Raw genomic sequence first — 23,204 nt, 5'->3', positions numbered from 1 at the left:
ATACTTACTCGGTTCGAAAACGGACCGGAAAAACCTTCCGCCGTCGGGTGGGGGTTCAATTCCCAATGGAGATCGGTTCGCGAAGCGACCCAGTGGTCGGTAAATTTCACTCAGGACTTATGTAACCGAAGCTTATTTTATTGGTTACGGTGATGTGATCATTGATGACACGAGACATACGTGACCAGGTCGATAGCCCCTGGTCTCGAGAGCGATTGTGTTCGGTAGCCAATAGCGGGGATGCGTTTGATCTGTCGCGACGATCGATACTTGCGACAACGGGTGCCGGAGCGCTCGGCGGACTCGTCTCGATCGGCGACACCGCCGCAGCGGCCGAGAACGACGAGTGGTATCACCTGAAGACTCGGCCAACGATGTGGACCGAGAAGATGCGGACGAACGCGCAGACGAATATCGATCGGTACGACTGGGCCGAGAGCCAGCGCGACAGCGCGGTCAGCGAGGCCGACACGCGCCTCGAACAATATGGGCCGGACCTCGAGAGCCTCTGGAAGCTGGTCACGTCCCAGAAGATCCCTCGCGGCGGCGGCGAGACGTTCGAGCGCCGCATCCTTGGCGGACACAGCCAGCCCGGAACGGACCGTCTCTGGAAGATCGAGACGACGGTTGAGAACCCCCACGGAGAGGAGAACCTGATCGTGCCGACGAACGACTTCGGGGCCTACCGGAACAGCGGGCTGGACGACCGCGGCATGTTCGATCCTGAGCTGGCCGACGATTCCCTGCTGGTCAACGAGGAACACCCCGAGATGGGCGAGGGCTGGGGCGTCGACGACGGCTGGGGCTGGCACGACCAGGACGACGATCTCGGCGGTGGCGCGGGGAACCGCTGGAACTTCGTCGCGTACTACAACCACTGGTTCACGTGGCGACCCGGCGGGATCAGACGACTCGTCAACGCCCTCGTCGACGCGTACCTGCTCACCGAGGAGTCGGAATACGCGATCGCCGGCCTGGTCGTCCTCGACCGGATCGCCGATGTCTACCCCGAGATGACGATCTGGGACTACCAGCGCGGAGAACACGGCTTCTGGAACAATTCCGGCGGCCGCCAGACCGGTCGTATCATCGGCTCCCACTGGGAAGGCAATCTTGCACGCAATCTGCTGGTCGCCTACGACGCGTTCTTCCCCGCACTTGATGATGCCGAGGCCGCGGACGCAGTGGTTGACTTCCTCGAGACCAAAACCGACGAGTATCCCGACCTGCCGGAGAAGGACTCGGTCGCGAAGATCCGCGAGAACATCGAGGAGAACTACCTCCAAGAGATGCTTCCGGCTGCGAAGGAATCGGACATGGCTCCGGGGCGAGGACAGCTGTCGGCGGTTACGATCTCCGCGCGCGTCCAGGACGACACCCGCGAGAACGGCTACACGCGAGAGGCGCTCGAGTGGGTATTCCAGCCCGGCGACGAGTATTTCGACGGCGATCAGTGGAACGAAGAGCCCGAGAACTGGTACACGACCGGCGGGAACGTGCTCGCACCGATCGTCGACGAGTGCGATCGCGACGGCTACTGGCACGAGGGATCGCTGGGGTACAACCGGATCCGGATGTCGTCGATCCAGCAGGTGGCCGAGAACCTGGAGGGGTACGACGGGTTCGATGGCGCCGACCTCTACCAGCACCCGAAGTTCCAGAACGCACTCAAGATCAATGCCGACCTGCTCCTGCTCGACGAGTTCTCGCCCGCACTCGGCGATACCCACCACCCCTCGAGAACCGAGTGGAGCCAGAGCGCGGTGTCCGAAGGGTACGAGACGACGGAACGGCCGATCTTTGCCAAGCTCTGGCACTACTCGAACGGCTACTCGACGGCTGGCATCCGGGGATCGATCTACGAAGCCGAACCCGAGGGGCTTGCCGACGATATCCAAGCGGTCATCGACGCGGACGGACCGCTCGACCTGTCTAGTCAGAACCTCGCCGGGTTCGGCTTCGCCGCGCTTCGCGACGGCACAAATCACGAGATCGGGTCCATCGGCGAGACCCACGACACCTCTGCGCTGTTCGTCGAGGCCTCCGCACCCGTCGACGACAGCTTCGAGGAAGCCATCCAGTTCGAGGCGACCAAGGCCGGCGAGTGGTGGTCCTTCGAGTTCGACGTCGACGAGGCGGCGGAGTACGAACTCGAGATCGAGACGCTGTTCGTCGATACGTACGGGATCTACGAGCTGTACGTCAACGACGAGTACATCGCCACGGTCGACTTCATGGCCGACGGGACCGGGCAGGAGACGCTCGCGTACCCGCTCGACCTCCAGGCGGGCACCAACGAGATGCGCTGGGAGTGTATCGGCCGTAACGAGGACGCGAACGGGTACAGCATGGCGCTATACTACCTGACGGTGCTCGACGAGGGCGACCGGGAACAGCGGGACGCTGCTGACGAGATGGGGAACGCCAAGCGCGCCGTCTGGATGTACTACGGTCGTAACGGGAACGGGGCCGGCGGGACGACCCACGCCCATCGGGACGCGTTACAGATCGGCGTCGCGGCCAACGAGATGGAGCTCTCGCGCGACCTCGGCTATCCAGAGGCGACCGGCGACCACCCGCCGCGGCTGTTCTTCACGGACAATACGATCAGCCACAACACGGTTGTGGTCGACGAGCGCGGACAGGACCACCACTGGGTCGGCGTCCCGCGCCACTTCGACGGGAACGACGAGCGGGTGAGCCTGGTCGACGTTGAAGCACCCCACGTCTACGAGGAAACCGACGAATACCGGCGGACGATCGCCACGATCACGGTTGACGAGGAGCACTCCTACGCAATCGACTTCTTCCACGTCGACGGCGGCGACGATCACCGCTTCAGTTTCCATGCGACGGAGGCGGATGTCTCTACCGAGGGACTCGAGCTCGACGCCCAGAACGGCGGAACGTTAGCTGGCCCGGATGTCCCGTACGCCGACGACAACTATAACCAGGCTCGCTCGCCGAACTCGGCGGGCTCCGGCTTCAACTACTTCGATACCGTCGAGCGCGACGCTGATCCCGACCGGCAGGTTGTCGTCGACTGGGACGTCGCGGACCACTTTAACCGCCGCGACGACGACGCCGAGGACGTCCACCTGCGTCTAACATCGTTCGGCGAGTTCGACGAAGTTACCCTCGCTGACGGCTACCCGCCGCACAGTCCGGAAAGCACCGCCCCGGAAGACAGTCTGCGCTACGTGTTCCTCAGCCGGCACGGTACGGACCTCGAGACGACGTTCACATCCGTACTCGAGCACTACGAAGGCGACCGCGTCGTCGAATCGATCGAGGACGTTCCGGTCACCGGCGATAAGAGTCGCGCCCTCAAACTCGAACTCGCGACCGGACGCACCGACTACGTCGTCCGTACGGACGGGCAACCGAACCCGGTCACCGTCGACGACACGTTCAGGTTCCAGGGCTTCTTCGGCGTCTACTCGCTCGAGGACGGCCAACCCGAGTACGCGTACGTCCACGACGGGACGCTGCTCGCCCCCGTCGGCGGCGAGCCGCTCGTGCAGGAATCGACCGGACAGGTGCGAGGATTCATCGAGGACTTCACGCGCGGCATGAGCCTCGAGAACGAACTCGACCTCCGAATTGCAAACGACCGAGACGAACTCGATCGGCACGCGGGGTTCGTCTACGTCGACAATGACGATTCGAACCAGTGGCGTGGACCACCAACCTCGGAGATTCCCATCCTCGAGGGACCGCGAGCCCCCGACAACGGTGCGTACCCGATCGAGGACCTGGAGACCGGTAACGGGAACACGGTGACCATCGATGTCGGCGAGCGGACACTCGTCCGGCAGTTCGAGGATCCGGACCAGCTCGAGGACGGCGGTTACGAGCACATCATTACGGAGAACGACGACATCAGAATCCCGCTGACGTCGACCTGGTCGCGGGAGTAACCCTCATCTCTCCTCCCTGGTCGTTTCGAGACGCGCTTTTTCGACCCGAGAACGGCTTCCTACGACATTCGACGGAGGTACTCGAGGTCGGTCTCGATCGCCCGGCGGTAGGGGCGATCGTCGGCGACGAACTCGACGTTTACGAAGCCGGAGAAGCTGGCGTCCTCGAAGATCCCGAGCAGTTCCTCGAGGTCGAAGAAAGCGTCTTCGAGCGGGCAACGGTCGCGGGAGCCCCGTTTCGGAACCGCCTGGACGTGTACGTTATTCGAGAGCGGCGCGAGGTTGCGGGCCGTCTCGACCAGCTCGTCGGGCTCCATCGAGAACGTGGGCTGCCAATTGAGCCAGCAGTTCTCGCGGTCGACCGCCTCGAGAAGCCGTCGCGCGCCTTCGCCGTCGTTCGTGAGCGTGTTCGCGTGCTTCTCGACTGTGACGTCGATCCCCCGATCGGCCGCGAGGCGGCTCGTCCGCTCAAGATCCGCAACCGCCTGCTCCCAGTGTGCCTCGTCGTGGTTACCGTACTCCTGGCTGCCGGCCCAGACGCGGATCAGGTCCGCGTCCAGTCGACGCGCGATCTCGAGTTCACGCTCGACCGTCTCGCCGAAGTCGGGTGAGCCGACGCGCAGGTACGAACTGTAGACAGGGATCTCGATGTCCGCTTCGCGGGCGGTCTCGCGGATTGACCGACACGTCTCCGGATCGCCATTGTCGACATGGTCTTTGCCCCACACTTCGACGCCGTCGTAGCCCGTCTCGCCGGCCTGGCGAATTACGGCATCGACGCTCGCGTCCTGGTTCGAGATCGTACAGAGTCCGATCTGCATGAGAAACGCGTGAGTGCGAGCGGGCTAAACTGTTTCGTCGGCCGACGGGCGGCGGTACCGCGAGAGGTCGCCGTCCCAGTCGATGTCGCGGTCCTCGAGTGCCGGCAGCAGTTGCGGAATATCGAACTCACCGACGATCCCGTGGACGTTCAGCCGGTGATCGACCGGAATCTCCGCGGTTGTAGCCTGCTCGTGGAACGAGGGGAACGGTTCGACGGCTGATACCGTCCGGATCGACGGCTCGATGACCGCCGTGAGCAATGCCTGGATCCCCCACGGACCGCGACCCTCGATCGCGAGTTCCGTGTTACCCTCGTCGAGTCGAGAGCGGAGGTACTCGATCGTACGGAGGATGTCGAACGTCTGCAGCGCGAGCAGTGACGTGCCGAGCATCAGCGCGTCGGAGGCGAGCTTGTACACGGTGCCATGGTAGTCGTAGTAGTCGCCGCCGTTCTGCAGCCGCGTGTTGACGTCGCGTGCGCAAACGCCCCCGACGCCGCGAGGGTCGGTGACGACGACGGTGCCGTGTTTGCGCGCGAGCGCCGCGACCTCCTCGCGGCGCTCCTCAATCTCGTCGGTCCCCTCCTCGAGCAGCAGGACGAGCGGCTCCTCGGTTCCGCCGTCGTCGACGGTCGCGACGATCGCCGTGACGATGACCTCCCGCTCGCTCGGGAAAAACACTTTCTCCCACGTTACGTCGCCGTTGCGCTCGGTCTCGATCGTCCGCGGGTACAGATCGGGTCGGTCGCGCTCGAGATCGAACCGGTCGACGAGGCGTTCGCGGAGCTGGCAGGTGTAGTTGTCCGTGTCATCGACCGTCGGAGCCGTCGCCGCCTCCGGAGCGGTCTCTGCGAGGAACTCCCGGTTGAGATCAACGACAGTTCGGCCGTCGGGATATGCATCCCTGACCTCGCCGGCCTCGGTGCACCGAAGTCGCTCCCGATCCTCGGTCGAGGGATCGTCTGTCTCGAACGTCGGCGGCTCCCCGGCCAAGTGCCGTCGGAACCAGTTGACCGTCGCCTCGCGTAACTCCGGGCCGAACCCGTGGGTCGAGTCGGCGACCGTCAACTCGAGCGCGTCGCCCGCCTCGTAGAGGTTGTACAGACTCGAGGCGCGCTCGTAGGACTGGTGGGTGCCCTCAATGCAGAGGAAATCGGACTGCGAGGCCCCGATCAGCGCGGGCTTCGGTGCGAACGCCAGCAGGAAGTCGTCGTAGCGGGGGCCGCGATCGATCGCGCGGTGGATGATCTGCTCGCCGTCCTGACCTTGCCCGGTCCGCATGTAGGCCTCCTTCGAGGTGATAAAACAGCACGGCGCGGCGGCGGCGATCCGGTCGTCGGCCAGCATGAGGTAGCTGGTCTGCATCCCGCCGCCGGAGTTGCCGGTCACGCCGAGGCGGTCGGCGTCGACCTCAGGGCGGGACTCGAGGTAGTCAAGCGCGCGGATCCCGTCCCAGACGAAGTAGCGCGCGACGTTCGCGCCGGCGAACATACACTGACGGGCGAGGTAGGTGTGCTCGAGCGTGTTCACCCGCGGGTAGTCCCGCGAGTCATCGGAGATTGGAATCGCCTCCGCCTCGGGGTCGTAGAACTGGTGGCGCTCGCCTTGGCCGATCGGATCCATCGCGAGGACGACGAAGCCGTTGCGCGCGAGGTCGATACACCCCTGCTGGTAGCCGTCGGCGGTCTTCGCGGTGGCGGCGTGGCCGCAGACGAACAGGACCGCAGGACGAGGATCGTCGGCAGAAGCACTCTCAGGGACGTAGACGTTCGTCGTCACGTGAAAGCCGGGGAGACTTTCGAAAATCACCGTCTCAACCGCGTACCCGTCGTACTCGAGTCGACCGGTCCGCGTCGCGTTCAGGTCCGTCCGCTCCTCGGGCAGGCCTCCGATCGCCTCGAGGAAGTCCTTGCGGACACGCTCGCGGTGTTCCTCGGCCGCCGCGACCGAGTCGATTGCCTCCCGACGCTCGTCGCCGCGCTCGAATTGCGGTTCGGCCAGCCGCCGGAGGTACCGCGGCAGCTGGTTCTCTACGTCGTAGTAGCCGTCGACGTTCTCGTCGAACTGTCTCATTGAACGGTCCGATACTAGCAGTAGGACGGATTATAAGTTCGGGTCCTCAGGGGCGGTCGATCACGCCGCGCCCCTCCCGGTCGGCGACCCCGACGAGCCACTCGAGACAGTCTCGGTACGCCGCCGCCGTCTCCGGATAGACCACCTCATCCGCTTCCGAAAGCGACCCGAGCGTCTCGAGGGTGTCTTCGTAGTCGTCGCGGGCCTCGCGCGGGGACCGATCCCTGAACGAGCGGTGCGCGTGGGCCGGCGGTGAGGGGGCGTTCTCCCCCTCCGTCGGGATGATCATCCCGCCGAGTTCGCGGTAGATATCGAAGCCAGCGGGGACGAACGGGCCGAGCGCGTGTCGCGTCAGCGCTGTCGCGAACGATCGACGGTCCGCGATCGGGTCGGGGTTCCAGAGTCGGTCGGCAAAGACGGGAATCGCCGACGGAAGCGCGCGTTCGAAGTACTCGCGGGTTTCCTCGGCAGCGGGCTCCCACGCCAGGAGTTCGCCGCCGATCACCTGTTCCGCTCGTTCGTCCGGAATGGACGGGCGACTCCGCGGTTCCCAGCCGAGCAGATATTCTTCCGAGATCCATCCGTTGACGTAGGCTGCGTAGACGTACGAGTTGACGACCTCGAACTCCTCCTCGAGGAACCGCTCGAGGCTGCACCCCTCGACGGGACCGCGTCCATTCCCGGCGACGCGCCAGAACTGCACCAGCGCGTCCCGCGGCACGTCCGGCGCTTCGGCGATATCGATCTGGTCGTTCCAGCACATCAGCCGGCGGTCGTTCGCCTCGAGCGTCTCGTGGAGCCGGCGGACGAACTCGTAGAAGTGCTCGGCGACCGTCTCCGACCCCTCGCGGACCATCCGTTCTCGGCACCGCGAGCACTCGTTCCACGAGCAGTTCATCGCCCACTCGTCGCCACCGACGTGGACCGTCTCGAAGGGGAACAGCTCGATCACTTCCCCGAGCAGCGTCTCCACGAACTCGTCCGTCCGCGTCGTTCCGAGACACAACGTCCCGTCGCTAGGCTTGCCATCCTCGACGGTGCACTGAAGTTCGGGATACGTCTCGAGGACGTGACCGGCGTGGCCGGGAACGTCGACCTCGGGGAGAATTTCGATCCCGCGGCGGCCGGCGTACTCGATCAGGTCCTCGATCTCTTCGGAGGAGTACGCCGGTCGATTCTCGCCGTCGGGGCCGCGGTTCAGTTCGGGAAACGCCTCGGACTCGAGGGCGTACGATTCGTGATCGAGCAGATGGAGGTGAAGTCGATTCAGCTTCGCCCGGGCGGCCTGGTCGATCCGCCGTTTGACGCGTTCGAGCGGGAGAATACCCCGCGCCGGATCGAGCATGAACCCTCGCCACCGGGTCGCGGGCCAGTCTCGGATCTCGCCGGCCGGAAACCGCCAGTCCCCATTACGCCGTTCGAGACCCCCGACGATGGTCTGACAGCCGTGTCGAAGGCCGTCGGCCGTCGGCGATCGAACGATGATCCCGTTCCCGTCGGCCTCGAGGACGTACCCTTCCGAGTCGTCGACCAAACTCGAGGCAGCGTCGTCGATCGTCAGCCGAACGTCCGATTCCTCGTTCGACCTGACAACCCGTTCGTTCGTCTCGCGCTCGAGGAGGTCCGACAGCAGCGCGACGACCGCACCCGCATCGTTGTCCGTTCCAACCATGAATGGGGCCTCGAGACGGACCGCCTCGCCGGTCAGGTCCGCTCGACGCGGTCGGGGGACGATGTCGAGTTCGCGTGAAGGCATGTGATGGGTAGCAATGAAGACGGATGTCTTAATAGTTGTCTACTGGTCGGTTCTCGTGTACGTGCTCGGGCGACGGTTCGTGCTCGCCTTCGAGCCGTTCGAGCGCGCGCGTCGCGGCGTCGCGAACCGCCGGCTCGGGGTCGTCCGCCACGAGCACCTCGAGGTCGTCGACCGCATCCCCGTAGCCGGTTAGCCCGAGCGTCAGCGCCGCGTTCGCCCGAACCGGTGCGTGGTCGTCGGCGAGGAGCTCGTGAACGCGCGGGAGCAGCCCCTCGACAGACGAGGGATCGACCTGCGTGACGTAGGTGAGGAGGCCGATTCCGACCCCCCGGATTCCGGGATCGCGCCGCTTGAGGAGGGCCTCGATGTCGTCGACGACTGACCCGAGGGCTGCGCCGACAAGCTCTGGGTACTCACCGCCGACGGCGTTGAGCGCGTCCGCCGCGCGCCACGGAACGGGGTGGTCCGTGTCCGAAGCGAGGCGATCGACCAGTGCCGGGACGAACGGGGCCACCTCGTCGGAGTGGCCCTCGGCGAGCGACTCGAGCACCTCGCACGTTCCCGACCGGATCAGGTGGTGGTCGTCCTCGAGCAAAGCTACGACCTGATCGACGTAACCAACGATCGTCTCCGGCCGCTCGGCCGCAATCCGCGTGAGTCCGGCCATCGCCTGAACGCGAGTTGTCAACCTCCGGTCGCGTTCCGGGCCGACGCTCGACGACGCTCCCGGCGACGTGTCGGCCGGTGATTCCGCCGAAACGACTCTAGCGTGGCAGACGTCGAGGAGGAGTTCGACCGCCCCCGTCACCGATTCGGGGCGCTCGAGCCCGATCGTGGCCAGCGCACGGACCGCGGCGTCGCGACCCGGCTCAGCGGGATCGCTTCCGATCGCCTCGAGCGGCGAAACGAGCGCTTCGAACGACTCGGTATCCGCCCCCTGTATCGCCGCCCCCGCCGAGAGCGCCGCCCTGCGGCGGACGTGCGGATCGCCGTCCTCGAGCAGCCGCTCGAACGCGGTGACGGCGGCTTCGGACGCCTCAGGCCGGACGTCGAGCGTGGCCTCGAGACACTTCATCGCAAGTCGGCGCGTCTCCGGGTTGCCGAGCACGAGCAGTTCGACGACGTGCGCGAGCGAGATCTGCGCGGGATCGGCCGTTGCCGCGTCCAGGAGTTCACTCGCGCGGTCGGTCGCGTCTTCGCCGGGCGAGATCATGGTACGTCGTATCGAGTTCCGTGCCCCCTTATAACTGCCGTCGCCGAGCGGACGACCGCGTGACTCGGCGACGGAGAACCGAAGTAAAGGGGTCCGGTACCTATTTGTTGATACGTTCACAATCATTCTGGCACCGTGTCAGACTACGACATAGCATTCATTGGAACAGGACCGGAGCCGGACAACCCGGTGTGGGGCGAAAGTGCGGCGATGGCGTACCACCACGCGAGCGCGTACGACGGGGACGAGCGCTGCTCGCTTGTCGCTTGCGCCGACATCGTCGAGGAGAACGCGCTCGCATTCGCCGAGCGCAACGAGATCGATCCGGCGAACGTCTACACCGACTACGAGCGGATGCTTCGGGAGGTCGAACCCGACATCGTCAGCGTCTGTACGCCGGTGCCGACCCACGCCGACATCGTGATCGACTGCGCGAACGCGGACGGGCTGCGGGCGATCCACTGCGAGAAACCGATGGCCGATACCATGGCGGACAGCAGGCGCATGGTGGCGGTTTGCGACGAACGGGACATCCAGCTGACGTTCAACCACCAGCGGCGGGTCGCAACCCCGAGCCGGCGCGCAGCGGAGCTGGTCACGGCGGGCGACCTCGGCGAGGTCACCCGCGTCGAACTCGCGACGAAGAATCTCTTTGACGCCGGTACCCACCTCGTCGATCTCTGTAATTCCATTCTCGACGATCGTTCCGCGGCGTGGGTGATGGGCCAGATCGATTACCGTGAGGAGAACGTCCGTTACGGTGTCCACAACGAGAACCAAGCATTCGTGCGTTGGCAGTACGAGGACGGAACCGACGCCGTCATCGCGACCGGCGACGAGAACCCGTTCATCGACTGCGACGTTCGCGTCGTGGGGACCGAGGGCGTCCTCGAACTCAATCCCGACGGCAACGCCCAGATCCGGGTGCGGACGGCCGACGCCGCGGCGTGGGACGAAATCGACACGGGCGAGCCGCTGGCGGACATTCCGGCCGCAGTCGGCGACATTATTCGTGGCCTCGAGACGGACGCAGAGCCCCAGTTGGGCGCGCAGCGGGCGTTCGCGACGATGGAGATTATTTTCGGTTGCTACGAGTCGGTGCGCCGGCGCGAGCGCATGGAGTTCCCCCTCTCGATCGACGATAACCCGCTCGTCTCGATGGTCGAGTCGGGCGAACTCTCTCCCCGTCCGGCCCACGAGGAGGTCGCGCCGGACACCGACTCCTGACCGAGCGGCGCGGGACGCGAAGCTATCTGCGAGAGCGGCGTTCGTTCTTCCGACGCTCCGTGACGGTCGTTCAGTAGTACGGTTCGTAGTCGGCGAGGAACGACTCGCTGGCGACCTCGGCCGTCTCGAGCGCGCCGGTGTCGGGTGTCACCGGATCACCAGTCTCGAGGGCGGTCTGCACGCCGACTAGGAGCGTCCCCGCGTCGGTGACGCGGTTTCGGTCGTCGCGTTCACCGCGGACCGCCGCGAGGAACTCATCCAAGAACGGTTCATACATCTGCTCGAGTTCGGCGGTCGAACTTCCGATTTGGACGGTTTGCGTGCGTTCGCCGACCGTGAGGAAACCGAACGTGCCGTCGCCTTCCGGCCCGTCGAACCGGAGCGTCGCCGCGGAGCCGTCCGCGAAGTCGATCGTCGCGACCCGACCCGGGCCGTGATTCGGCGTCACCTGCGTCCAGTCGGTCCCCGCAAGCAGTCGAACGCTGTCGACGAGGTGAACGCCGTAGTAGAACGTATCTCCGTAGCCGACGGAGAACGCCGTGTCCGGCATCGTCTTGGCAAGCGACGAAACCGACGGGTGAAACGGGAGTGCCGAGCCGCCGAACAGCGGCGCGCCGCCGCGGACCGCCGCCCGCTCGATCGCGATCACGTCGGCGACTGATCCCGCCACCGGTTTGTCGACCATCGTCGGGACACCCGCTTCGAGGAACGGCACGGCGAGGTGACGGTGCCCGTTCCAGTCGACCGTGAGAACCATCGCCGCATCGACGTTGCCGATCATCGCGTGCGGATCGTCGTACCTGGTCGCACCGTAGCGCTCGCAGAACTCGCGCGTGTACTCGCTCTCGCGGACGTCACCGCCGTCCCAGACGGCCGTGACCGACGCGTTGGACCGGTTCTCGAGAATGCTTGCGAATGTTTCCGAGTGACTGGTGTCTAGTCCGAGTACCCCTAGCTCGATCATTGTAGATACGTCTACTTTCTTGATATATAATTCTGATTACTGCTGAAACGGATCTCGCCCTCGAACTCGGTGACAGAATGCGCGGGTCAACCGAACCAACGAGTCCGACGGTGCGACCGCGTCGTCGCGAACCGTCGTTGCGGCTCGCGACCGGGTAGCCTTGCGACCGGACCGGTTGAACGGCCGTGACGTTCTAGACGTGCTCCGTCGGCCAGATGTAGAACTGGAGCGGCAGTGTTGCCTCGAGGAACGGGTCCTGTTGTCGGAGCGTGCGCTTCCGATCGTGGAAGCCGAACAGCAAGCCCGTCATCGAAATTCGATCGAGCGAGAGATCGGGATCGTCGGCGACGCGCTCGACCGTCACGCGCCCCGGACCGTACGAGAGCCGAACAGTTGCCCCCTCTTCTTCGAGCGCCAGCGAGATTTCGCCGGTCTCGGTCCGATCCCCGTCGCGCCAGCGCCGCTCGAGCTGTCCCTCGAAGGCCTCGAGGAGTGCGGACAGATCCCGGATGTTCAGCTTCCGGTGCGGTCGCTGTTGCCAGAACCGGCTATGGCGGTGAAACACGTCGTCGAGCGGGTGACGCGGATGGACACAGGCCGTCAGATCGTTCAGGTCGTACATCGCGAGCACGTGGCCGAGCAGCGCCTCGAGGCCGTGTTCGGAGCCGCCGAATTCCTTTATCGTGCGGCTACGACTCTCCCGCGTGAGGCTGAGGTACGCTGGGTCGCTGTCGCCCTCGTACAGGAGCGTCTCGAGCCCGCGTTGGCCGAACGTAATCCGGCTTCGCTCCCGGTCGCGCCGAACGCGGTACGGTTCTTGGCCGTGGATCCCGCGGAGCACCTCGAGGTGTGCGTCCGATCCGTCGTGAGTTACGACGGTGTCGACCGCGGGTTCGGGCGTCGTCGCGAACGAGCGTTTCGAGATCGTGTACCGGAGTTCCACGCCGGCATTCTCGTACCCAAAGTGGTTGTAGCGCTGGCGGTTCCCGCTGAGTTCCGACAGCGGGACGCCGGCGTCGTCCATCCGATCGAGCCAGAACTCGAGCAGCTGACTCATATACCCGTTTCCGCGGTACCGTTTGTCGGTCGCGACGCCGCCGATCCCCCAGCACTCGACGGTTCCCTCGCCGACGACGAGCGTCTGCGGTATCGCGGCAATGTGACTCACGATCTCCCCGTCCTTCTCGATGATAGCGTGGCGTTCGCTGCGTTCCGAGTCGTAGCAGAACGGGAGCCGGGCGGCCATCCCGTAGCGCTCGTAGGCGAAGTGTCGATCGAGCAGCGCCGTCATTTCGTGGAAGTCGTCCGCGGTCGCGAGCCGCGGACTCTCAGTGTCTGCCATGCGATACCGAGCCAGAGGAAGTCCTGTCACAAAAGCTTTGTCAGCGGTGTGCTCTGCAGCGGCCAACTGCGGAATGCAACTCCGGTTGTCGAAGGACGGAGCGGCGAGTTGCTCGGGGAAACTTATTTTATCGATACTGGCCGTTATCGGTGCATGCGGATACTGTACATCGACTGCGACTCGTTGCGGCCGGATCACCTTGGCTGCTACGGCTACCACCGCGAGACGTCGCCCAACATCGACGACCTGTCGGTAGAAGGGCGAACGTTCACCACTGTCTATACTTCTGACGCGCCCTGTCTCCCCTCGCGGACGGCGTTCTACACGGGCCGATTCGGGATCCACACGGGCGTGATCAACCACGGCGGTCGCAACGCGGATCCTCGACGCCACGGCTCGAGTCGGCGCGCGAACTACCCGGGCCGGTTCAGGACGCTCGCGTCGGCACTGAACAACGCGGGAATTCACACGACGATGATCAGTCCGTTTCCGGACCGCCACGACGGCTGGCAGGTGGTCGAAGGATTTCGGGAGCTGTACGACACCGGGGGCAACGGTGGCGAGCGCGCCGACGAGGTGTACCCCTATGCCCGCGACTGGCTCGAGGCGCACGCGATGGAAGACGACTGGTACTGCCACGTCAACTTCTGGGATCCACACACGCCCTATCGCACCCCGGCGGAGTACGGAAACCCGTTCGCCGACGAGCCCGCACCAGAGTGGTTGACCGAGGATTTGATCGAGCAGCACTATCAGGAGTCGGGTCCCCACAGTGCGCAGGATCTCAAAGGGTGGGTCAGGTCGTGGGACCGTCCGCGGATGCCGCCGGAGATTTCCTCTCGCGAGGAGTTCAAGACGATGATCGACGGCTACGATGTCGGCGTCCGCTACATGGATCACTACATCGGGAAACTGATCGATCTCCTCCGCGAGCGGGACGTTCTCGAGGAAACGCTCGTCGTGATCAGCGGCGACCACGGCGAGAATCTCGGCGAACTCAACGTCTACGGAGACCATCAACTGGCCGACAATATGACGTGTCGGGTCCCCCTTATTGTTCGCGGTCCCGAAGTCGAGCCAGGAACCGACGACGATCTGCGCTACCAGCTCGATCTTGCACCCACGCTCGTCGATCTCGTCGGCGGCGACGTGCCCGAGGGTTGGGACGGCCGCTCGTTCGTCGACGCAGTTACTAACGGCTCCGCGGACGGGCGCGACGAACTGATCGTCAGTCAGGGGGCGTGGACGTGCCAGCGGGGCGTTCGCTGGGACGACTGGCTGTTGCTCCGTACCTACCACGATGCCTATCGGAGCCGCCTCGAGGACGTCATGCTGTTCGACCTCGCCGCCGATCCCCACGAGACGACTGATCTCTCCACGGCGAAGCCGAACGTCGTCAATGACGGGCTGGCCAGGCTGCAGCGCTGGCACGACGACCGGCTGCTCGAGGCGGCCCGCGGCGAGCGCGGCGGCAATCCGGACGCCTCGAACGGCATCACCGACCCGATGTGGCAGGTACTCCGCGAGAAGGGACCCTACTACACCTGGGACCGGGTAGACGACTACGCCAGCCACCTCGAAGAAACGGGTCGCGAGGAACACGCGGCGGAAATTCGCGACCGACTCAAGTAACGGAGAAACTCAGCCGAGCAACCGGTTCAGCTCCGCGAGTTCGTGCTCGGCGATCTCGCGTTCGTCCTTGAGATCGTCCCGCGGAACGTGGCACTCATCGGTGACGTAGCCGTCGTACCCCGCCTCCGCAAGTGCGTCGAACAGCGGGCCGTGGTCGACGGCGCCCTCACCGAGCAGCCGCGGCTGGAACGTCTCGAGCCCGTCGTCAGTTTCGAGTTCGAACGCGCCCGGCCGGTCCGGATCGTCGATCCGCTGCTCGTCCTTGACGTGGACGTGGACGAGGTCGTCCCCGAGTTCGCGCACCGACGCCAGTCCGAAGTCGTCGAGCGTGATGTACATGTTCCCAGCGTCGTGAATCGCGCCAACGTTCTTGCGGTCGATCTCCGCTAAGAGTCGTTGCGTCGAGTCGACCGTCTCGGCGATTGTGTGCGCGTGAATTTCGATGCCGATCGTCACGTCGTACTCGGCGGCGCGGTCGGCGGCGCGAGCGAGCCACGACGCGGCGTGCTCGTAGTCGTCGTCGGTCGCCTCCCGGACCGGCGGTCCGCCGGGACCGTGCCTGACGATTCCGCAGTCGAGCGCGTCCGCGAACTCGAGGAACCGTTCGAACGTCTCAAGTTCCGCCTCACACTCTTCCCGGGTCTTGCCGACATAGTGACCGGTGTACGTTGCCAGACACGGGACCCCGAGGCCGAGGTCGTCGAGATGATCGCGGAATGCGGTTACCTCTTCAAGCGAACGATCCGCGTCGAGATGGGGGTCTCGGCACATCGGCTCGAATCCGTCGTAGCCGATCTCCGCTACGAGTTCGGCCGCTTCCTCGAGCGAGCGGTCGCGAAGCACCTTGCTAAACAGGGCTGTCCGTATCGCCATTGCGACTACGATCGCATCGCTGAACCTTAAAGTCTGGTGTACGATCAGTCTCGCTTACCGACATCGAGGTCGAGTTCGTTGCGAAACTGTAGCGAGGGGCTCCGAACGGCCGTTATTTCGACCCACGAGAGACCATCCGACAGCGGCGCTGTTGCCGAAGGCACCGCGTCAGAGATACTGCACGAGTTCGGAGACGATCTCGTAGAGGTAGTTGCCGACGATCCCGACGATGGCGAGGTAGCCGACGACGCCCAGAACGGTGGCGAAGCGGCCGTTCGAGTGCGACCCCATGACGTCGTCGCTGCTGGCGAGCGCGAGGATGAGGAAGCCGAGGATCGGGAACGCGACCACGGCGGCTGCCTGGGCGATGCGGAGCAGTTCGACCGGATCGCCCTCGAAGACCAGAACGACGACGAGTCCGAACACCACGGCAACCGTCGACCAGATCTTGACCGGACGACCGTCCATCGAGGGATCGAGGCCGAGTCCGTCGACCAGCAGTGTCGCCCCGATGAGCGCGTTGACGACGAGCGATGAGAGGCTCGCGAAGAAGAACCCGAATGTGAACAGGTAGAACGCACCCGATCCGGCGACGGGCTCGAGCTGGGTGGCCATATCCGTCGCCGAGAAGGCCGGTTCGCCCGTCCCGGAGATGACGCTCGCGCTGGTCAGGAGGATGACCGTGACGATGAGTCCCAGCACGGCGATCCCGAGGATGCTGTCCATCCCCTTCTCTGACAGCTGGTCGATGCCCCAGTCCTTCTCGTGCACCAGGTAGCTCTGGTAGGTCGCCGCGGCGATGGAGAAGGTCGTCGCGGCCATCCCGAGCGCGAGGAGCGCGGCGTCCACATCGGGGATGGTCGGTACGATACCGGTCGCGCCGGCCCGGATGTCGAAGCCGACGGTTGCGAGCGTCCCAACGAACGCGAGCAGCATGACACCGACGACGGCCTTCACCAGCAGTTCGACCTTGTTGTACAGGTCGGGCAACCAGAGGAAGCCGATCGCGGCGAGCGAGAAGATTGCGGCCCACAGGCGAATGTCGTAGCCAACGAGCGCGTTCGTCGCGAACCCGATTCCGGCGTTGTTCCCGGCCTGGAACGCGAGGATCGCGAGGAAGCCGAAGAACCCGCCGGCCGTCGCGACCGCCGACCCGTATCGTCTCCTTGCGACTTGCAGGATCGTCTCGCCGGTGACCAGCCCGATCCGCGCGGCCATCCACGTGTACGTGATCATGAAGACCGTCGTCGCGATCGGTACCCAGAGCAGCTGGTAGCCGTACGTACTTCCAGCGATTGTGCTGAGCGCGATGCTCCCCGGACCGACGACGACTGCTGCGAGAACGAGCGCCGGTCCGAGCGCCCGCAGTTGATTCCACACCGTCCCGCCCGTTATGGCACCCGAGATGCGTGTCGCCATCTATATTGGTACGTGATGACGTATCATAAATAACTACCGGCGAGACAGTCCGTCACGAGTGGATTACGCGCGCCGCAAGCTACATTAGGAACTAGTTCGTCAAGCTAGACCAACGAATGCCTGTAAACAGCCATGTGTTCGGGGAGAGACCAGGGTCCCTCCGCCGCACCGACGACAGAATCCTTCTCGCTGCGACCAACGGAACCGAGAACGAGGTGACGCGAGCGTGAAGTTCGGCGTTTTTTTGAATCAGTACTACACGCCCGACGACGAGTTCGAGGCCACCGACTTGTACGAGCAAGTCGAACTGATCGAGGACGTCGGTTTCGACGGCGTCTCGCTCGGCGAGCGACACGTCCACGACGAGGGCGTCGTCGAGCCGATTACGGCGCTCTCGGGTATCGCGGCGCGAACCGAGACGCTCGATATCTCGACGATGGCTATGCTGCCGATGCTTTACAACCCGCTGCACCTCGCCGAGTACGTCGCGATGATCGACCGACTCTCAGGCGGGCGCATGCACTTTGGCGCCGCGGTCGGTTACCGCGAGCGCGAGATCGAACCGTTCGGGATCGACATGGAGGAACGATCGAAAGCGATGATCGAATCGCTGCACGTGCTCAAGCGGCTGTGGAGCGAAGAGAGCGTTACCCACGACGGTGATCAGTGGTCGTTCGAGGATGTGTTCGTCAGTCCTCGCCCGGAAGGGGAGCTGCCGGTCTGGATCGGCGGCCACGCAGACATCGCGATCAAACGGGCGGCCTACCGCGGCGACGCCTGGATCGCAAGTGCCTCCTCGACGACGGCCGACCTCGAGGACCAGATCGATGTCTACGAATCCTCGCTCGAGGAGTTCGATATGGATCGCGAGGACAACGACGTCATCCTTATGCGCGACTGCTTCGTCGCCGACTCCGTCGAGGAGGCAAAAGATACCATCGAGCCCCACCTCCTGAAGCTCTACCAGATGTACGCCCGCTGGGGCCAGACATATATGGACGAACACGAGGTCGAGGTCGACTACGATGACCTCGAAGAGAAGTTCGCTATCGGCTCGCCCGCGGACTGTATCGAGCAACTTCGCGAGTACGAGGACCTCGGCGTCGACCAGGTGTACGTCCGCTGTCAGTTCCCCGGGCAGCCCCATGACACGACCCTCGAGACGCTCGAGCGCTTCGGCGACGAAGTCATCCCTGCGTTCGAGTGACCATGGCTGGACCAGACACTGAGACTGGCAACGGCACTATTGGCGACGGGACGGAGGCTCCAACCGTCGGCTACGTCGGTCTCGACCACCACCACGCTGAGCCGTACCTGCGGACCCTCGAGACGTTGCCGGCGACGGTGACCTGCGCCTGTGAGCCGAACGATGCGTTCGACGTCGACTCCGTGGCGAGCCTTGGCGACGTACCAGTCTACGGCGACCTCGAAACGATGCTCGCCGACGCCGCCGTCGACGCGGTGTTCCTGACGCTCTCGAACCGAGATACGCCGGCGGCCGTCGAACAGGCCCTCGAGCGCGACGTCGACATCTACACGGAGAAGCCGGCGGGCCGAACCGCCGCCGAACTCGAGCCGCTGCTCGACCTCGAGGCCCGGACCGACGCGACGATTTGTGTCTCCTACCCGTGGCAAAGCCACCCGATCGCCGCGCAGTTGAAGTCCCACCTGGACGACGGCTTCTTCGGCGACCTCCGCGGGTTCGAGGCGCGGTTCGTCGCCTCGCAGCTCGCGTACCGAAACACCGACCACTTCGTCTTCGACACGGACGCGAGCCGCGGCGGCATCCTCCAGTGGCTCGGCATCCACTGGATCCAGTTACTCACCTGGCTCCTCGAGGCACCGATCGCCCGAGTGAACGCTAGCATGACCGCGGGGTTCGACGGAGTCGATATCGAAGACGGCGCGACGCTCCAGCTTGAGACCGGAACCGGAACGCTCGGGACCGTCCACTGCGGCTACTACCTGCGTGACGGAATCTACGACACCCAGCTCAATCTCTACGGCAGCGGCGGCCGGAGCAACTGGAATCCGATGGGTCGGACCTTCGGCTTCGACGGCGAGACCGAACTCGAACTCGAGTCGGCGGACGACGACTGGAGCGCAACGCCACACCGGACGATCACGCACGAGTACGAGCCGGGAGCCGGCTACGGCGGTACGTGGGGCCGAGAGTTCGTCCGGGAATTCTTTGCGGCCTGCGAAGCCGATGCGGAACCGCCCGTCACCCTCGAGGACGCCCTGACCGTTCTCCGGGTTCTCGATGCGGCGTACGAATCGGCCGAGACGGATCGGTGGGTGACAGTCGAGAAGTAGTTCGCCGACTCGTTCTCAGCGCGCGACGACGTGATTCTCGAGCGTCCCGACGCCTTCGAACTCGACCTCGACGACGTCGCCCTCGCCGAGCGGACCGGGACCGAACGGTGTGCCGCTCGCGATGACGTCTCCGGGCTCAAGGGTGATGAGTTCGCTCACCTCGGCGATGAGATTCGGGACGGAGAAGATCATCATGTCACGGGTCGTCTCCTGTTTCACCTCGCCGTTGAGCCGAAGTTCGAGGCGGGCGTCGTCGGGCACCTCGTCGGGCGTAGCCAGCACCGGGCCTATCGGGAGCGAGGCGTCGAACGCCTTGCCGCGGACCCAGTTGCGTTCCTCGGCCTGATCGTCGCGGTTCGAAATATCGTTCACGCAGGTGAACCCGCGGACGAACTCCATGGCCTCGTCCTCGTCGACCGCGCGACACTGCTCGTCGATCACGATGCCGAACTCTGCCTCGAACTCGACCTCGTCCCGTCCTGGCGGCAGTTCGATCGCGTCTCCGTGGCCGACGACGCAGTTCGGCGTCTTCAGGAACAGTTCGGGCCGGTCCGGCAGGTCTTCGAAGCCGGACTCCTCGCGGTGGTCCACGTAGCCGCCGGCCTGGCAGACGATCTTGGTCGGCTCGCTGGGCGGGAGGATCGTCACCTCGGCGGGGTCATACCGTTGGTTGCCGGCGTCGATACCGCTGTCGGTCCACGTTCCGGTCCGGGTGAGGCCGGACGGATCGCTGAATCGGACTGTGTGCATCCTCGTCCGAGCATTGATCTACCGGAGTAATGATCTTTCGGTTGCAGCAACGAATCGGTCGCGGCGGTCGGTTTCGATCGACAGGAATCATCCCTGGCTGACTGGCACTACTCGTACTTCTCGTCTTCATCCCAGTCGAACGATGCACCCGATCCGCTGACGACGGCGTCGTACGTGAACGTCTCCGGCAGATCACCCTCGTCACCGTAAACGAATGGACCTTAGCGTCGAATCGCGCCGGAACTTCTCCGTCATCGTCATGTCGTTGTACGAACCGTTCAGCAGCGTAACCTGCAGCGTTCCCATGATCAGAACTGGTGTCTCCGGGGGAACAAAACCCTTCGTCGTCACCTACTGATACTCGGACGGCCGAACCGCTTCTCCGCGGTCGCTCGAGTCGTAGATCGCCCGCAGTACCCGCTGCACTGTCAGCGCGTCCTCGACGGTGCCCGCAAGGGCGGTCCGCTCTCCGGCGAGAGTCGCGAGGAACGCGCGGTCCTCCGCAAGATGCATGTCGCCTCCGTCGACCGAGAGCATCTCGTCGGGACCGGTCGGCCGACCGTCGGATTCGTCGGTACCGACCGGGCGGGTATCGAACACATCGAGAGTCGGCTCTGTGACGTTGAACTCGACACCCGCGTCGCTCCCCCGGACGATGCACCGCTTCGAGGACGACCGCGTCGCTCGCCACGAGACCCGGATCGAAATCGTCCGGTCGTCGCCACACCGCACCAGCGCGTGCGCCGAGTCCTCCACGTCGTAGTCCCCGAACTCGCTGCGGGTGACGCCGGTCACCTCTCGAACGGTCGGATACTCGAGCAGATACAGTGCCAGATCGAGCGCGTGGACGCCGAGGTCCATCGCGACGCCGCCGCCGGCCAGGTCGGGATCCGTGAACCAGCCCCGTCCCTCGCCGGGCAGCGCGTTCCGCCGAAGGTAGGTCGCGTCGACATGACTGACCGAACCGAGGCGACCCTCGTCACGTAGCGCCGCGACCCGCCGTGTCGCGTTTGAAAAGCGCATCGTGAATCCGACCACACAGGACGCCTCCGCGTCGGCGGCCGCGGCCGCGATCCGCTCCGCGCTCTCTACGGAATGGGCCAGCGGTTTTTCAAGGAGGACGGCGCACTCGTGCTCGAGGGCGTCGATCGCAACCTGCTCATGAACGCGATTCGGTACGCAGACGAACACGGCGTCGATATCGGCGTCGGCGAGCATCGTCTCGTGATCCGCGTACGTCGGGACGTCGTACTCGCCGGCGAACAACTCCCGGGCGTCGGCGCGGACGTCAGCGCCGGCGGCAAGCGCAGCGTCCAGTCGGAGGATTCGCTCGGCGTGAATGCGACCGATCGTCCCGAGTCCGACGATCGCGACGCGCGGTGGCGACTTGGGAGGCATCGAGATGACTAACGACCGGACCGGACAAAAACTGATCGGCAAGCGTCACCGTTCGACCGGGAAGGCAATCTTCGGCGAGGGTCCTCAGTACTCGACCTCGACCGGTCGTCCGGCCGACGCAGATTCGTAGGCTGCCTCGACGACGGCGACTGCCGCCAGCGCGTCCTGAGGCGAGACGGCGGGATCGCTCCCCTCGGCGACGCTGTCGACGAAGTCCCCGAGCATCTCGGCGTTCGGATCGGTTCCGTAGAAGACCGTTCTAATGCCCTCGTCAGCGCCCGACGCCGCCGTGTGCCGAAGCAACTGATCGAAGCAGTCCACGGCGATCGTTCCCTCGCGGCCGACGAACTCGACCGTCGCGTCGCCCCACGTATGCCACGCCTCCGGCCGGCTCCAGGAACCGTCGAGTAGGAACGTCGCCCCGTCGGTCATCCGCATCGAGAGCACGTTGACATCTTCGACCTTGATATCGTGGAAGCGGGTCCCCGTCTCCGCATACACCTCCGCGACCCGCTCATCGATGAGATCCGAGATCAGATCGACGATGTGGACGGTGTGATCCATCACCGCGCCGCCGCCGGCCGCGTCGGGATCGGCGAACCAGCCGCCGGGCATCCGCCCGCGGTTCGTCCCGGAGATCGATTTGACGGAGCCGATCTCCCCGGACTTGAGCGCCGTCCGGGCCCGCTTCGCCGGCTCGCTGAACCGGAGGGGCATCGCCACCCCTAGCCCGACGCCGGCGTCGCGACAGCAATCGACGATCCCTCGGGCCTCCTCAAGGGTCGGCGCGAGCGGTTTCTCACAGAGGACGTCGACCCCGGCGTCGACAGCTCGGCCAACCCACTCGGCGTGGCGGGCGTTGCTCGAGCAGATGAGCGCACCGTCGAGTCGCTCAAGCAGCGCGTCGGCCTCCGCTTCGGAGACACACTCGACGCCGTGTCGATCGGCGATTTCGCGAGCGCGGTCGAGTTCCTCGTCCGCGATCCCGACGAGCTCGGCATCCTCCCGCTCGGCGAGCAGGGCCGCGTACTCGCTCGCGTGGACGTGCGCCGCTGACAGGATGCCCAGGGAGACGGTCATCGTCCCACCTCCGTCGGCGAGACGGGTTCGCCGCGCTCCGCCGAGCGCCGCGCGGCGAGCGCGAGCCGGAGCGATTCGACCGCCTCCTCGAGGCCGACTTCGGGTTCCGAATTCGACTCGAGACAAGAGATGAAGTGGTCGAGTTCACGCCAGTAGCCGTCGGTCGCGAGCGGGCGTTCGACGGTCGAACCGCCTTCGGTCCAGTTCGCGTACGGCTCGCCGTCCTCGCTTGAGAACTCGACGAGCCCGTCGTCACCCGCCAGTTCGAGTTCGGACGTCAGCGATCTGCTCGAGGGCTGGGCCCACGAGGCCTCCACGTATCCTACCGCCCCGTTCTCGAAGCGCAGCGTGGCAAACCCGTGTGTCGAATCCACCTCCCCGCAGGTTCTGGCGCTGTCTCTTATACACATCTCTGATGGC

At 65.0% G+C, this 23,204-nt stretch carries 17 protein-coding genes; 5 read left to right on the top strand and 12 right to left on the bottom strand.

The window, feature by feature from the left end; all coding sequences use genetic code 11:
* Positions 1-164: 164 nt before the first annotated feature.
* Positions 165-3,920 carry a heparinase II/III family protein gene (locus tag C480_RS20865; RefSeq protein WP_241433904.1) on the top strand — a complete coding sequence of 1,252 codons (3,756 nt, stop codon included), beginning with the start codon at positions 165-167 and terminating at the stop codon, positions 3,918-3,920.
* A 59-nt stretch (positions 3,921-3,979) separates the two neighbouring features.
* Here the strand turns inward: C480_RS20865 and C480_RS20860 are convergent, their stop codons facing one another.
* Genes C480_RS20860 through C480_RS20845 form a run of 4 tightly spaced genes read right to left on the bottom strand, consistent with a single transcriptional unit; the run spans position 3,980 to position 9,783 of the window.
* Positions 3,980-4,741, bottom strand: a complete 762-nt coding sequence (locus tag C480_RS20860; protein WP_006667649.1) for a sugar phosphate isomerase/epimerase family protein — start codon at positions 4,739-4,741, stop codon at positions 3,980-3,982.
* Positions 4,742-4,765: 24 nt separating this feature from the next.
* The gene (locus tag C480_RS20855; protein WP_006667648.1) at positions 4,766-6,814 is read right to left on the bottom strand and encodes an alpha/beta hydrolase family protein; all 2,049 of its coding nucleotides are present in this window, start codon (positions 6,812-6,814) and stop codon (positions 4,766-4,768) included.
* A 46-nt stretch (positions 6,815-6,860) separates the two neighbouring features.
* Entirely contained in the window at positions 6,861-8,570 is a 1,710-nt protein-coding gene (locus tag C480_RS20850) for a family 20 glycosylhydrolase (RefSeq protein WP_006667647.1), read from the bottom strand.
* A 28-nt stretch (positions 8,571-8,598) separates the two neighbouring features.
* A complete protein-coding gene (locus C480_RS20845) occupies positions 8,599-9,783 on the bottom strand; it encodes a HEAT repeat domain-containing protein (protein WP_006667646.1) in 1,185 nt (394 codons plus the stop codon).
* Between the two features lie 135 nt (positions 9,784-9,918).
* Here C480_RS20845 and C480_RS20840 point away from each other — a divergent pair, with 135 nt between their 5' ends.
* Complete coding sequence (locus C480_RS20840) at positions 9,919-11,010, top strand: Gfo/Idh/MocA family protein (RefSeq protein ID WP_241433903.1); 1,092 nt, start codon at positions 9,919-9,921, stop codon at positions 11,008-11,010.
* A 70-nt stretch (positions 11,011-11,080) separates the two neighbouring features.
* Here C480_RS20840 and C480_RS20835 read toward each other — a convergent pair whose 3' ends face one another.
* Both C480_RS20835 and C480_RS20830 read right to left on the bottom strand, forming a co-directional pair.
* Positions 11,081-11,974, bottom strand: coding sequence for a Gfo/Idh/MocA family protein (locus tag C480_RS20835; RefSeq protein ID WP_006667644.1), 894 nt, complete (start codon positions 11,972-11,974; stop codon positions 11,081-11,083).
* 193 nt (positions 11,975-12,167) lie between these two features.
* A complete protein-coding gene (locus C480_RS20830) occupies positions 12,168-13,316 on the bottom strand; it encodes a GNAT family N-acetyltransferase (RefSeq protein WP_006667643.1) in 1,149 nt (382 codons plus the stop codon).
* 153 nt (positions 13,317-13,469) lie between these two features.
* Here C480_RS20830 and C480_RS20825 point away from each other — a divergent pair, with 153 nt between their 5' ends.
* The gene (locus C480_RS20825) at positions 13,470-14,948 is read left to right on the top strand and encodes a sulfatase (RefSeq protein ID WP_006667642.1); all 1,479 of its coding nucleotides are present in this window, start codon (positions 13,470-13,472) and stop codon (positions 14,946-14,948) included.
* A gap of 9 nt (positions 14,949-14,957) precedes the next feature.
* On the opposite strand, the gene C480_RS20820 is transcribed toward C480_RS20825, so the two are convergent.
* Together C480_RS20820 and C480_RS20815 are read right to left on the bottom strand one after the other, a co-directional pair.
* Positions 14,958-15,821, bottom strand: coding sequence for a sugar phosphate isomerase/epimerase family protein (locus C480_RS20820; RefSeq protein WP_006667641.1), 864 nt, complete (start codon positions 15,819-15,821; stop codon positions 14,958-14,960).
* A gap of 168 nt (positions 15,822-15,989) precedes the next feature.
* Positions 15,990-17,240, bottom strand: coding sequence for an Nramp family divalent metal transporter (locus tag C480_RS20815; protein ID WP_006667640.1), 1,251 nt, complete (start codon positions 17,238-17,240; stop codon positions 15,990-15,992).
* A 226-nt stretch (positions 17,241-17,466) separates the two neighbouring features.
* On the opposite strand from C480_RS20815, the gene C480_RS20810 reads away from it, so the two are divergent.
* A complete protein-coding gene (locus tag C480_RS20810; RefSeq protein ID WP_006667639.1) occupies positions 17,467-18,447 on the top strand; it encodes an LLM class flavin-dependent oxidoreductase in 981 nt (326 codons plus the stop codon).
* Between the two features lie 2 nt (positions 18,448-18,449).
* Entirely contained in the window at positions 18,450-19,556 is a 1,107-nt protein-coding gene (locus tag C480_RS20805; RefSeq protein ID WP_006667638.1) for a Gfo/Idh/MocA family protein, read from the top strand.
* Between the two features lie 15 nt (positions 19,557-19,571).
* Here the strand turns inward: C480_RS20805 and C480_RS20800 are convergent, their stop codons facing one another.
* The 4 genes from C480_RS20800 to C480_RS20785 form a co-directional block, all read right to left on the bottom strand.
* Positions 19,572-20,306, bottom strand: a complete 735-nt coding sequence (locus C480_RS20800) for a fumarylacetoacetate hydrolase family protein (protein ID WP_006667637.1) — start codon at positions 20,304-20,306, stop codon at positions 19,572-19,574.
* Positions 20,307-20,657: 351 nt separating this feature from the next.
* Entirely contained in the window at positions 20,658-21,704 is a 1,047-nt protein-coding gene (locus C480_RS20795; protein WP_006667636.1) for a Gfo/Idh/MocA family protein, read from the bottom strand.
* Positions 21,705-21,788: 84 nt separating this feature from the next.
* On the bottom strand, positions 21,789-22,784 hold the full coding sequence (locus C480_RS20790; RefSeq protein ID WP_006667635.1) for a Gfo/Idh/MocA family protein: 996 nt from the start codon (positions 22,782-22,784) through the stop codon (positions 21,789-21,791).
* The coding region (locus C480_RS20785) for a Gfo/Idh/MocA family oxidoreductase (protein ID WP_241433902.1) at positions 22,781-23,204 on the bottom strand (424 nt) is incomplete at its 5' end. The genes C480_RS20785 and C480_RS20790, both read right to left, overlap by 4 nt.

The organism is Natrialba aegyptia DSM 13077 (genome assembly GCF_000337535.1).
GTDB lineage: Archaea > Halobacteriota > Halobacteria > Halobacteriales > Natrialbaceae > Natrialba > Natrialba aegyptia.
This window is presented reverse-complemented; position numbering and strand designations above follow the sequence as displayed.